This window comes from Parvularcula sp. IMCC14364, assembly GCF_030758415.1.
Taxonomy (GTDB): Bacteria; Pseudomonadota; Alphaproteobacteria; order Caulobacterales; family Parvularculaceae; genus Aquisalinus.
Genome location: NZ_CP132334.1, coordinates 1,792,132 through 1,805,000, shown reverse-complemented (window position 1 = coordinate 1,805,000; position 12,869 = coordinate 1,792,132). Strand labels below are relative to the sequence as shown.

12 protein-coding genes, 1 tRNA gene, 2 rRNA genes and 1 pseudogene (1 of these 16 running past the window's edge) are annotated in these 12,869 nt (G+C 50.9%); 11 read left to right on the top strand and 5 right to left on the bottom strand.

The features are described 5' to 3' along the window. The 11 genes and pseudogenes from RAL90_RS08695 to RAL90_RS08640 all read left to right on the top strand — a co-directional run. Positions 1-1,095 (top strand): 23S ribosomal RNA (locus RAL90_RS08695); it begins 1,697 nt to the left of the window's first position. Between the two features lie 152 nt (positions 1,096-1,247). Further along, a 5S ribosomal RNA gene (gene rrf, locus RAL90_RS08690) occupies positions 1,248-1,362 on the top strand. Between the two features lie 121 nt (positions 1,363-1,483). Beyond that, positions 1,484-2,431 carry a hypothetical protein gene (locus RAL90_RS08685; RefSeq protein WP_306249667.1) on the top strand — a complete coding sequence of 316 codons (948 nt, stop codon included), beginning with the start codon at positions 1,484-1,486 and terminating at the stop codon, positions 2,429-2,431. Then, positions 2,428-3,180, top strand: coding sequence for an N-formylglutamate amidohydrolase (locus RAL90_RS08680; protein ID WP_306249665.1), 753 nt, complete (start codon positions 2,428-2,430; stop codon positions 3,178-3,180). Before RAL90_RS08685 ends, RAL90_RS08680 begins: the two co-directional genes overlap by 4 nt. Before the next feature lie 85 nt (positions 3,181-3,265). Next, a tRNA-Met gene (locus tag RAL90_RS08675) sits at positions 3,266-3,342 on the top strand. Between the two features lie 218 nt (positions 3,343-3,560). After that, on the top strand, positions 3,561-4,412 hold the full coding sequence (locus tag RAL90_RS08670; protein WP_306249663.1) for a DMT family transporter: 852 nt from the start codon (positions 3,561-3,563) through the stop codon (positions 4,410-4,412). A 101-nt stretch (positions 4,413-4,513) separates the two neighbouring features. Next, positions 4,514-5,235: pseudogene (locus RAL90_RS16345) on the top strand (IS5 family transposase); the annotation flags it as partial. A 13-nt stretch (positions 5,236-5,248) separates the two neighbouring features. Next, on the top strand, positions 5,249-5,629 hold the full coding sequence (locus RAL90_RS08655; protein WP_306249656.1) for a hypothetical protein: 381 nt from the start codon (positions 5,249-5,251) through the stop codon (positions 5,627-5,629). A gap of 77 nt (positions 5,630-5,706) precedes the next feature. Then, a protein-coding gene (locus tag RAL90_RS08650; RefSeq protein WP_306249654.1) for an IS3 family transposase occupies positions 5,707-6,806 on the top strand; the annotation gives its coding sequence in 2 pieces (ribosomal slippage) (positions 5,707-5,968 and positions 5,968-6,806; 1,101 coding nt in all). Between the two features lie 28 nt (positions 6,807-6,834). Continuing rightward, entirely contained in the window at positions 6,835-7,521 is a 687-nt protein-coding gene (locus tag RAL90_RS08645) for a hypothetical protein (RefSeq protein WP_306249652.1), read from the top strand. A gap of 18 nt (positions 7,522-7,539) precedes the next feature. Beyond that, positions 7,540-8,277, top strand: coding sequence for a queuosine precursor transporter (locus RAL90_RS08640; protein ID WP_306249650.1), 738 nt, complete (start codon positions 7,540-7,542; stop codon positions 8,275-8,277). A gap of 35 nt (positions 8,278-8,312) precedes the next feature. On the opposite strand, the gene RAL90_RS08635 is transcribed toward RAL90_RS08640, so the two are convergent. The 5 genes from RAL90_RS08635 to RAL90_RS08615 form a co-directional block, all read right to left on the bottom strand. Next, positions 8,313-8,990 (bottom strand): FkbM family methyltransferase, encoded by a 678-nt coding sequence (locus tag RAL90_RS08635; protein WP_306249648.1) that lies wholly within the window; start codon positions 8,988-8,990, stop codon positions 8,313-8,315. A gap of 153 nt (positions 8,991-9,143) precedes the next feature. Next, on the bottom strand, positions 9,144-10,775 hold the full coding sequence (locus RAL90_RS08630; protein WP_306249647.1) for an AbgT family transporter: 1,632 nt from the start codon (positions 10,773-10,775) through the stop codon (positions 9,144-9,146). A 366-nt stretch (positions 10,776-11,141) separates the two neighbouring features. Next, complete coding sequence (locus RAL90_RS08625; protein ID WP_306249645.1) at positions 11,142-11,786, bottom strand: TetR/AcrR family transcriptional regulator; 645 nt, start codon at positions 11,784-11,786, stop codon at positions 11,142-11,144. Positions 11,787-11,815: 29 nt separating this feature from the next. Further along, a complete protein-coding gene (locus RAL90_RS08620; RefSeq protein WP_306249643.1) occupies positions 11,816-12,250 on the bottom strand; it encodes a phasin family protein in 435 nt (144 codons plus the stop codon). A gap of 71 nt (positions 12,251-12,321) precedes the next feature. Further along, positions 12,322-12,714 carry a hypothetical protein gene (locus RAL90_RS08615; RefSeq protein WP_306249641.1) on the bottom strand — a complete coding sequence of 131 codons (393 nt, stop codon included), beginning with the start codon at positions 12,712-12,714 and terminating at the stop codon, positions 12,322-12,324. Positions 12,715-12,869 lie beyond the last annotated feature (155 nt).

Genomic DNA, 12,869 nt, shown 5'->3' with positions numbered 1-12,869 from the left:
AAAAACATAGGGCTCTGCGAAGTCGCAAGACGACGTATAGGGTCTGACGCCTGCCCGGTGCCGGAAGGTTAAAAGGAGGTGTGCAAGCACCGAATTGAAGCCCCGGTAAACGGCGGCCGTAACTATAACGGTCCTAAGGTAGCGAAATTCCTTGTCGGGTAAGTTCCGACCTGCACGAATGGCGTAACGACTTCCCCACTGTCTCCAACGCAGACTCAGCGAAACTGAATTCCCCGTGAAGATGCGGGGTTCCCGCGGTCAGACGGAAAGACCCCGTGCACCTTTACTACAGCTTTGCAGTGGTATTAGTGACAACATGTGTAGGATAGGCGGGAGGCTTTGAACTTCGAGCGCCAGTTCGTAGGGAGCCATTGGTGAAATACCGCCCTTGTTGTTATTGATATCTAACCGCGGTCCGTTATCCGGATCCGGGACCCTGCATGGTGGGTAGTTTGACTGGGGCGGTCGCCTCCTAAAGAGTAACGGAGGCGCGCGAAGGTAGGCTCAGAACGGTCGGAAATCGTTCGTGGAGTGCAATGGCATAAGCCTGCCTGACTGCGAGACTGACAGGTCGAGCAGAGTCGAAAGACGGCCATAGTGATCCGGTGGTCCCGTGTGGAAGGGCCATCGCTCAACGGATAAAAGGTACGCCGGGGATAACAGGCTGATGACGCCCAAGAGTCCATATCGACGGCGTTGTTTGGCACCTCGATGTCGGCTCATCGCATCCTGGGGCTGGAGCAGGTCCCAAGGGTATGGCTGTTCGCCATTTAAAGCGGTACGTGAGCTGGGTTTAGAACGTCGTGAGACAGTTCGGTCCCTATCTGCCGTGGGTGTAGGAATATTGAGAGGAGCTGCCCTTAGTACGAGAGGACCGGGGTGGACGTATCTCTGGTGGACCTGTTGTCGCGCCAGCGGCATAGCAGGGTAGCTATATACGGACGGGATAACCGCTGAAGGCATCTAAGCGGGAAGCCCCCCTCAAGACTAGTATTCCCTGAGAACCGTGGAAGACCACCACGTTGATAGGCCAGGTGTGGAAGCGCAGCAATGCGTGTAGCTTACTGGTACTAATTGTTCGATAGGCTTGATTATTCCTCATGCAAGTTACCTTTGGTAGCGAGCATGAAAGCAAGCGAAGCTCATGCGTGGCGAACGATCCGTTTCAGGATCTTTTGCTGCGAACTAAATAGTGTTCAGGCAATTCAAAAAATATACTCTCGCAAATCTGGAACCGTTTTTGCCGGTCCGGTGGTTATGGCGCGGAGCCTCCACCCGATCCCATCCCGAACTCGGTCGTTAAATTCCGCAGCGCCGATGGTACTACGTCTCAAGGCGTGGAAGAGTAGGTCGTCGCCGGGCCTGCAAAGATGGTTTCAGATTACCCCATGTTTTTAAAAAACCGCCCTTTTGGGCGGTTTTTTTGTGTCCGGTTTTCAGGTTGATATTGCGACAGGCCATTCCTGCCGTATGATTGCCATTCATGATTGATCGGTATGGGTGCCAGTTGAGAAAAAAAATCATTGTACATATCGGTTACCCGAAGTGCGGTTCATCAGCGATCCAGCATTTTCTTTGCCACCATCAGCAACTGGAAGGTAGCGGGTTTTCCTACCGATATTTCGTGATGGGCAAGGACGGGATTTTAAGCGCTCAGGACATTACGGCCAGATCAAGAAGGAGCCTTTCTGGTTATGTTGCTTCTGTCGGCTCCCTCACAGATGCGCTGCAAGCTCTACTACACACACTGGAAAAAGAGGATGAGACAGGCGCCGTGCCGATCATGTCCCAGGAGGGGTGGGGCAGTAATGATGATATTACTGATCTGAAAGTATTTGCTGCTGAACTGACACATGAAATCGAATTGCATATTGTCGGCTATGTCAGGCCACAGATTTCCTGGTTACAGTCTGCCTGGTGGCAATGGTATGCGTGGCGCGGCGATGGCTTAATACTTGATGACGCATGGAAATGGCTAAGGCACACGGTCAAATGGCAGTCGCGGTTGCAAAGATTTTCAGGTATTCCGTGTGTTGCGACAGTCTCGGCGCGCCTTCAGAACGCTCATGCCGATATAACGCGGGATTTTCTGGAATATCTTGAGATAGACAAGGGGGCATATGCTGCTGGCAAGCGAATCAATATGTCAGTTTCCGCAACCCACGTTGCTTTGTACAGGCGCTTCCCAAGATTACGCACACCACATGATTCGCGCGCGGATCTCCTGATTGATAAACTTCTGCCAACACACCGACCGCCCCCATTTATCCTCACAAGAGATTTCGCACAGCAGGTGGTGGAGGAAGTGCACGAAGATAATCATGCACTGCTGAACGGGTTGGACGAAATCGCACAAGCCAAAATGCAGGCTGACCAGCGGTGGTGGTCGGTCGAGCCGTATGCAGAACATTGGGGAGGTACCAGAGGATGAATTTTCCTGTGTTCCGTAAGCTCAGAAAAGGGAGCGGTAATTTCTTTATCTTTTGTGATCATGCCAGCAATTTTATTCCGTCAGAGTTCGGTAATCTTGGTCTTCCAGAGGCGGTATTGGAGACGCATATCGCCTGGGATCCGGGTGCTCTAACTCTCGCAACAGAACTTGCGCGCCTGCTTGAGGCAGATCTGACGCAGTGCACTTTCTCCCGTCTGCTCATAGACCCAAACCGCGCGCCAGATCAGGTTGGCCTGATCCCAGAAGTAAGTGATGATATCGTTATTCCCGGAAATCAGAATCTCTCTGAAGGCGCCATTAAGAGACGCAACAGTATGTATGGATCATATCATACAGCCCAGAATGTTGCGTTGAACGAAGTGGTTGAACAGGGCCATTCCCCATTCATTCTCTCAGTTCACAGTTTCACGGCCAGGATGAAAGGCGCCCATGAAGACCGGCCATGGCAACTGGGTGTTCTATGGAATCATGACGAAAAGACCGGTCGCAAAGCCGTCCAGTTATTGTCAGATGCCACAGGTTACGCAGTGGGCGATAATGAGCCGTATGATGGTCACTACTACAATCATGCACTCGATCGTCATGCCGCTCCGCGCAGCCTGCCTCACATGACCCTCGAGGTCAGGCAGGATTTGATAAGCACGGTTGCGGAAGCCCATAATATGGCCAGACTTCTCGCGCCCGTCTTCCAGAAGCTGGCTGATACCACTGCCGGAATCAGCAGCTGAAAAATATCTGTTGATATGACAGCTTTTTGACAGAAACCCCTTGATTTAAGCAGATCACAAGGGCATATGATCGCCTCTTGGTTGATGCGGGATGGAGCAGTCCGGTAGCTCGTCAGGCTCATAACCTGAAGGTCGTAGGTTCAAATCCTACTCCCGCACCCAAATAATCCCAGGTACTGATAAATCTTACACCGCAGCCATGGGCTACCTGCGACTGTAAATATTGATATATTCTTTGGCATTGGGTCTGCGGGCAAAACTCATTGGTAAATTGAAAAATCCCTTAATGATTTTAGCCGAGAAACTTCTGATAATTGGTGAGTGTGTCAGTTGAATACTAACTGATTTGGTCAGGAACAGCGCATCAGGGAGGAGCAGTTTTGAGTACGGAAGTCATCGCAGCATTGTGCATGATTGCATCGGCTCTCGGTCATGCGGTAATGAATGTTTACAACAAAGGCGCTGATGATATTGTGCTCTTTCGCGCCGTATTTCTTGGCATTTCTGCGACTTGTTCAATCCCGTTTCTCTTTTTTCTGCCTTTTCCGACTTTTGAAGTATGGATGCATCTCGGCTTTTCACTGGTTATCCACGCGGCTTATACGTTCTTTATGCTGAACGCACTCCAGAAGGGTGATCTTGGACTTGTTTATCCAATTATGCGGGGGCTTGCGCCAGTTTTGGCAGCGTTGATTGCGTTGTTCTTTCTCGGTGAGGAACTGCCATTGCTGGCCGTCCTAGGACTTATAGCGGCTTGCGCGACGTTGATTGCTTTTGCCTGGCCGGCTAAAGGCGGCACTTTGAATAAGACAGCAATCATATATGCTCTACTAACTGCCATCATGATTGCCTTTTATTCCGTGAACGATGCAGCGGGGGCCAGAGCGATGGGTAACCCGTTAGTCTATATAGCGTGGTTTTTTGTCTCGGTCAGTCTGCCAATAGCCCTTACCTGTTTCTGGCTGCGCCGGAAGGTTTTTGTGAAAGAGGCACCGGGAATTGTGCGTAAGGCGTTTCTTGCTTCTCTCGTCGGTTTTTCAAGTTACGCTCTTGCCCTTTATGCGCTGTCTCTTGCGCCGGTTGCGCTGATGGTGTCCTTGCGGGAAACCAGTGTTGTGTTCGGCGCAATTCTGGCGACGGTCATCCTGAAAGAACCTTTCGGTCAGCGCCGTATCCTGCTTGCCGGTTTGTTGGCTTTTTTCCTTGTTCTCATGCAGGTCACCGCAAACTAGGGTCTGTACCCAATTTAACTGATTGATTTGTTTGTGCAAAGCGTGATTCAGGGATTTCCGAAAGGGAGTCTTAAATGGCGCGGTTTGATTTGTCGGATGAAGAATGGGCGGTGATTGAACCGTTGTTGCCAAAGGTTAGCCGCGGCCCGAAGCGCAAAGATGATCGTACGATCCTGAACGGCATCTTTTACATTTTGCGCACAGGCGCGCCATGGCGGGACTTGCCGGAACGATATGGACCGTACACGACTGCTTACAATCGGTATAACAGGTGGGGCGAGCGCGGCGTCTGGAAGGGCATATTCGATGCGCTCGCTGAAGAATGTGAGGACAGTCTGATCTTCATAGACGCCTCGATTGTCAAAGCTCACCGCGCAGCGAGTGGCTCAAAAAGGGGGAACTGGCGGAAGATATTGGACGCTCACGGGGCGGTCGCACAAGCAAAGTTCACGTGGCCGTAGATGAAAATGGCAGGCCATTGCGCATTGAGGTCACTGGCGGCCATGTTCATGACAGCCAGGTGATGAATGTCTTCCTCGACTGGGAGATGCCGCCTCTGGCGATGGTCCTGGACAAAGCCTATGGCAGTGCGAAGATCAGGCGCGATATCGCCGATGAAGGTGCGTTGGCGGTTATTCCCGCCAAGTCCAATGCGCGCAATCCGGTCCCGCATGACACCAGCCTTTACGCCATGCGTAATATTGTCGAGCGGTTCTTCTGCAAAATGAAAGACATGAGACGGCTGGCTACACGGTTCGAGAAATCTCGAAGGAACTTCATCAACATGATATATCTCTTCGCAGCAAAATGCTGGATCAATTGAGTCCACACCCTAGATGGAAATTAGCAAGCGCATATCCGGGTATCTCGAAACTAGTGAGCCAGTGCACCAATATACTTTGTGTAGAGACGGGCTTGCAGTCGAGATATTGGAATATGGCGGCATTATCACTAGGATTTCAGTGCCGGATCGAGAAGGTACAGTTGGTAACATTGTCCTGGGATATGAAATGTTGCCTGCTTATATTGCTGACCGGCATTATATCGGTCGGTTGATTGGGCGAGTGGCAAATCGTGTATCTGGTGGACAATTTTCGATTCAGGGCAAGACGTATCAGTTGCCGCTCAACTTGCCGCCTCACCATCTGCATGGCGGTCCTGGGGGTGTCAGTGATTCGCTTTGGCAGGGGGCGATTGCAGATGACGGGCGGTCTTGACGTGCTTCCCAAAAACTGGACCATTTATGGCTGGAATTTTCTAATTTAGGGTCCCTTTACGGGACGAGGAGAATTCCATGAAACGAACGAAGTTCACCGACGCACAGATAGCATTTATTTTGAAGCAGGCAGATGAAGGAACGCCAGTAAAGGAGGTTTGCCGAAAGGCAGGCATCTCGGATGCCACCTTCTATAACTGGCGGAAAAAGTATGCTGGGCTGATGCCATCCGAGATGAAGCGGTTAAAACAGCTGGAAGAAGAGAACAACAATCTGAAGAAGCTTGTGGCTGACCTGTCTCTCGACAAAGCCATGCTGCAGGACGTTATCAAGCGAAAGCTCTAAGGCCTGCTCGCCGCCGGGATCTTGTGAATGATCTGATTGCTGTCTGGAAAGTCAGTGAACGGCGTGCCTGCCGTGTCCTGCAGGCGCCGCGATCGACACAACAGTACAAAACCCGGCGAGACGGTCAGGCCGATCTGAAGAAACGTATCAAAGAGATTGCTGAAACCCGGGTCAGATATGGCTATCGGCGCATCCATGTTCTTCTGAAAAGAGAAGGATGGGCGATAAACGCGAAACGCGTTTATCGACTCTATCATGAAATGGGGCTGCAGCTGAGGAACAAGACGCCCAAACGCCGGGTAAAGGCAAAGCTGCGCGATGACAGAAAGGAGGCGACAGCCGTCAATGAAACATGGGCCATGGACTTCGTTCATGATCAACTGGTGACAGGACGTAAGCTGAGAGTATTGACTGTAGTGGATACATTCTCCCGGTTCTCTCCAGTGATTGATGCAAGGTTCAGCTACAAAGGAGAAGATGTCGTCAGAACACTGGAGCAGGCTTGCCGGGTGTTCGGCTATCCAAAGTCTATTAGGGCGGACAACGGTCCTGAGTTTATCTCTCGAGATCTTGATCTGTGGGCATACACAAAAAACGTCACACTGGACTTCTCACGGCCGGGCAAGCCGACGGATAATGCCTTCATTGAAAGTTTCAACGGCAAGTTCCGGGCGGAATGTCTGAACACGCACTGGTTTATGAACCTTGACGATGCGCGGGAAAAACTGGAGAACTGGCGTAGAGACTATAATGAGTTTCGACCCCACAGTGCGATTGGCAATATCTCGCCTGTCGAACTGGTAAATCGAATGGCGGACCAATCACCGCCATGATCATCAAACCGGAAAATCCTCCGGCCAGGTGGTCCAACATCGGGGAGCACTTCAGTCTTTAATAATGCGATATACCAGTCCGGCGGGGGAAGCAGGGTATCCGGGGGAAGTGTCTCTTTCCATGCGCATTTCAATGCCATCGTCAACCGAACTGGTATTTGAGCATCATGCCGTGGCCGATCAGGAAACACCGATCAACCTTACCCGGCATGATTATTTCAATCTTTCGGCAGGCAGATCAGCTGATATACTTGATCACCAGTTGTGGCTTAATTCCGAAAAGATTACCGAGCAGTCTGATGAAGGTTTGCCGACTGGCAGGCTCGTGGATGTCAGCGGTACTGTTTTTGATTTTAAGCAATCCAGGTCTGTAGCGCAGCATGGGGAGCTTCATGACGGGGGCCTGACTGATGGTTTTGATCAGAATTATGTTCTTGCAAGCGAGGAAAGTCGATTGAAAGTGGCCGGGCGCGTGCTTGATCCGATATCTGGCCGTGGACTTGAAATTCTGACAACGCAACCATGTGTGATGTTGTACACGGGCGGGTATCTGACACCTGCGACATCGCGTTTCAACAGGTTCGCCGGACTGTGTTTGGAAACACAGTCTTTTCCCGATGCCATGAACATACCGGAATTTCCATCGACGATCATTGGCCCGGACAGGCCCTATGGTGAGAAAGTGGTCTATCGGTTTTTCCAGGATTACATATAGTAGTGACTGGAGAATTTTATGACCAACAACAAGCTGATCAAAAGAGAAAACTCAGATGCACTGCAGGCGCACAGTTTTCGTTATTATGACTTTGCCATGTCTGCCTTTGTGGCAATCCTGATTTGTTCAAACCTGATTGGAGCGGCCAAACTCTCGCAAGTGGATTTGCCCGTAATCGGTACCCAGATATTTGGGGCTGGCATACTCTTTTTTCCATTGTCTTATGTCTTGGGGGATGTGCTGACAGAAGTTTATGGCTATGCAAGAGCGCGCCGGGTGATCTGGGCTGGTTTTGGTGCCGTGATATTCATGGCACTGATGAGCTGGGTTGTAGTCGCATTGCCGCCTGCCGATATCTGGGCTGGTCAGCCAGCATATGAAGAAGTGTTCGGACTGACGCCGCGAATTGTTTTCGCCTCTATTATTGCTTTTTGGGCTGGTGAACTTGCCAATGCGTTTGTGATGGCGCGTATGAAAGTCTGGACGGAAGGCAAGCACCTCTGGACGCGCACCATCGGTTCAACTGTTGTCGGGCAGGGTATCGACTCCCTGTTGTTTTATCCGATAGCCTTTCTTGGCGTCTGGACAACGCAGGCAGTGATTACGGTACTGATTACAAACTATCTGTTGAAAGTCTTGTGGGAGGCGATTTTGACGCCTGTAACATACCGGGTGGTCAACACCCTCAAGCGTTTGGAGGGTGTTGACATTTATGATCGCCAAACGGACTTCACACCATTTTCAGTACGCCAGTGAATGAACCTGATATTGGTCATATACCAGTTTTGAGTTTACCATTCCTTGGCAGGTATATCGTACCAGTCATCTGAATACTTTATGTCGTATTCTTCGCTATATGAGGCATGCGCGTAAAAGTTGTCATTTTGGAAATTCTTTACAAAGACGTACCCATTTTCGCGGAGAAGCTGGTTGCACTCTGCATTCGCCCTTTCGATTGTAAGAAGTCCGAAGATATATTTATTGAAGTCAATAGATCTAAGCACGCGCGCTTCTGCGCCTTCCACATCCAGAGAGAAATAGTCGATAATCTTGGGAGCGTCACACTCGTCAAGTATCGATGTTAGTGTGCGTGCCTGCATTTCGATAATCTCGGCTGTCTTTAGCTCATCCGCTCTCACTCGATAGTTATTATCTGTATCGTCAGCGACTATGCCGCTTCCCTGTCGACGGTCCGGGCGAAACATGACGGTTTCAGGCTCATCATTGACTACTGCCTTTAGGCAAGTAGCTGTGCGGTTTTTAATTAGTTTCTCGAATTGATCGTCGATAGCTTCAATCAGAATGCCATTCCAGTTACGATATTTTTCAAAAAAAAGGCTGTTGGAGTGAAGGATGCCATCCGCTGCGCCCAACTCCAAGAAGTATCCGTTACGTTTTTTTTTCAACGCCTTGTCGACCCAGAAATCCTGTTTTTTCTGTGAATTATAGGCTTCGTTGTCTTCACTCATTGTGTTTTCCATTGTTGTCGCATTGTTGAAATACGCTTTTTCAGGTCACCTATTGAGCGTCAAGGCAATACTTCAACTGGGCTTATTGTGTGATAGCGCGCGCAGATAAATATCCCCCGCGCGCTATCGCGGTTATTAATCAAGCCGTTATCATCACCCGCCAGCGCCCGGGAGTGTGTAGGAAATGCTGGCACCAGGGCCCAGGGGCCAGCCGAGATAAACCCAGGCCATCATGAGCACCACACCGGTGATCATGATCCAGATGGAGTAGGGGATCATCATGGCGGTGAGAGAGCCGATGCCGAATTCCTTTACCCAGCGCTGACAGAAAATCAGGATCAGCGGGAAGTATACCATCAGCGGGGTGATGATATTGGTCGCACTATCCCCCACACGGTAAGCAGCTGTAGCACCTTCAGGTGATACGCCAAGCAACATCAGCATGGGCACGAGCACAGGTGCGAGCAGGGCCCATTTGGCTGAGGCCGAGCCGACAAACAGATTGATCATGCCCGAGAAGACAACAATCACACCAAGTAGAGCCCATAACGGCAAGCCGGAATTCTCAATAGCATCTGCGCCATGGACTGCAGAAATCAGACCGAGATTTGACCAGATGAACATCTCCACGAAGTGAGCGGCAGCAAAGGCCAGCACGAGATAATAGCCGAGGTCCTTCATGGCCTCGCTCATCATGTCGACAACGTCCTGCTTGTCCTTGATAGTGCCAGCTGCCGAGCCATAGGCCCAACCTGCGGCCAGGAACAGGATGAAGAAGGCTGCTACAAGAGACTGAAAGAGGGGACGCAACTGCAGCACCAGCTCTGCATTGGCATTTGCTCCTTCGTCATCAATCAGGGGCGTACCCCACGGCCAAAGCGTCATCAGGGCCCAGGCAAAAACGACGATGAGGCAGGCAAAGCCTGCGTTGCGCAAACCCTTGCGTTGTTCCGGGGTGATGGGTTCGTTATTGTCTGAAACAGAATTGGCGGCATGGCCTTCTGGTACATACTTGCCGAAGCGCGGTTCAATAATCATGTCAGTGACAAACCAGATAATTGGCGTGAACACCACCGTCATTGCTGCAATGAAGTACCAGTTGCCGGCAATGTTTGCCACATAGCTTGGGACCAGCACTTCGCCGGCCTGCTGGGTGATCCCGAAGAGCAGGGCATCAAGCTGACCCGGTGCGATGTTGGCCGAGAAGCCGCCGGATACACCGGCAAAGGCTGCTGCGATCCCCGCTAAAGGGTGTCGCCCGGCTGAAGCGAACAGCACGCCCGCCAAAGGAATCAAAACGACATAGGCAGCATCTGCGGCGTGGTTACCGATCATGGCAACGAGCGCAACCACCGGAGTCAGAAGGAACTTGGGAGCACCGCTGACAGCCGCACGCATCGCTGTTGCAAAAAGGCCAGAGCGTTCAGCAACGCCCGCACCGAGCATGACGACCAGTACATAGCCAAGCGGGTGAAAATGCGTGAACGTTTTGGGCATCTCAACCCAGAGGCGCTGGATATTCTCCGCTGAAAGAAGACTTATCGCGTAGATGATCCCGTCTTCCTTGATGCCAAAGCGGTCAAGGCTGCTTTGGCCCATGCCTGCCAGAACATCGTCATTGAGCTTGGCAGAAAGGCCAAAGAAAGAGGCTACAATGGAAACCAGCATCAACGCTGCAATAAGATAGAAAAAGATGAAAACAGGGTCCGGTAATTTATTCCCGGCGCGTTCAATCAACCCAAGGATGCCACGTTGTCCGCCCGTGGCTGTCGCTGTCTTTGCCATACTGTTCCGTCCTCATCTGACTGCGCAAAAGAGGACGTTAGCGGCTTTTGATCGCCTTGGCAAAACAGCTATCCAGGTGTTGGGCTGAAACCTGTCGGCGGCTGTCGCAGCATGTTTTTTCATGTAAATGCGTCCCCATTGTTTCTACTTGAAGCCTGCCGATGAAGGCGGAAAGAGATCCAATATCAAAGAGCCCGAGTGCTCGCTGATATTTCTGCATCGGGTATCGATACAGAAGAAAAAGCAGGCAATTTTAGCCTTGGTGGCGTGTCGTCAGCTTTGCTAGTAAAATTTCACAATAGGAACAAATATAGAACATTTGGGCTGGAATGTCAAGTGCGAAGGGCTGGCGGCGATTTTTATTACCTAGACACTACGGCTTTCGTAAAACTCTTCGAGCAATGCAGCATAGGCAACGCCATTTTCACCAAGCCAGGGCGTCAACTGGGAGAGAATTGAAAACACACCTTCATGGATCAGGGCCGCTTCCTTCCGTCTCGGGTCTTTCAGGGAACAGTATTGTATCCAGTAGGTGATTTGCAGCGCGATACGTTCAGCCAAAAGATCACGCCCTGTTTCACTTATCGCAAGGACGCCGGCCTTCTGCATTGACGTGAGAATGGCAGTTGCCACATCCTGCTTTAGGGCCAGTACGCGCCTAAAGCGGGGTTGCAGGCTGGGACAGCGCTCAAGAATTGTTGGCAGGGAATTGTAAAAAAAGCGGAAGTCGTGGATTTCTTCGAAGATAATGTAGAGATAAATCCAGTTGTCTTCCAGGGCCAGTGGCTTGGCGATAGGCGCATTCAGCACCTGTCGTATCTCTTCTTCGAAATCATCGAACAGCCCTTCGATGATCGCGTCCTTGCCCTTGAAGTGATAATAAAGGTTACCCGGTGAAATATCGAGGACAGCCGCAATCTCGACCGTTGACACTTCTGCTTCGCCCTCATCATTGAAAAGAGCAAGTGCCGTCTGAAGAATGCGATCGCGTGTTTTGGGTTTGGCGGCCATTCAGTGTTGCCCGGTGTTCGGGCGCAGCACTATTTTCTTGTGGCCCGTTTTTTTGACGCCGTTTTTTTTCTGGCTGGCGACTTGGTCAGAGATTGAACCTGTTCAAGCAGAAGATCAACCTTGTCCTCAAGCCGTGCCAGGCGACCTTCCAGGTCGCCGCCGTCTGTTTCAGCGACACCATTTGCCGGAATAACAAGGCCAAGGCGTTGGCGCATTTCGTGAATTCGATCATCCAGCGCGAAAGGCTGCTTTGGCATCCGTTCCATCAGGTCCTGCCGTTTTTCTTCGAGGTTGTCCTCAATCTCTTCTCCGCGTGCGACCAGTTCGTCAAAGCGACGGCTGGTGTCTTCACCGATTTTTTCAAGGGATTCCTGTGCATCTGAAAAGGCTTTGCCATAAGCGCCCACACCTGCGAGCCAGATGCGCCGTGCAATATCATTCGCCGGGGTATCTTTTTTTGTCATGTCCTGTTCCTCGATAGGTTGCACAAAAGAAAAAGGGGCACTGATCACAGTGCCCCTCTAAACATGTCCCGTTAAGCAGCTTTGACTGCTTTATCGAGTGAAGTGACTTTGCGCTTCAAAGATGTGATTTGCTTGTTCAGCTCAGCAATCTCGTCATGCAGAACTTCAACTTCGCTGCTGTCTTTGCCAGCTTTTGGCATCAACTCACGAACGCGTTCGATCTGATCGCCATAACGGTCCTCAGCGCGCTCACGTACTTCCTGAATACGCTCCTGGGCAGCATCTTCCATTGCTTCGCCTTTGGCGACCAGTTCGTTCCAGACATCACCAGTGTTCAGGTTCAGCTTTTCCAGACGCGGCTGGAGACGCTCGAAAGCGGCGCCATACATGCCGATATAAGCCAACCAGCCATTACGGGCCATTTCGACTACTTTAGGGGTTTGTTTTGTTTCAGCTTTTGCCATTTCAAAAATCCTTTCTTCATGAAGGTCATCCGAGCCATTCGATGGACTCTTTCCTTCGATGATCAGAAGATAGGCAATAGAATTAGAATGCTCACCCTAATTCAGGTCGCCTCAGATTTTTTATGAGAAAGCCCGACCGACATGGCTGTCAGTCG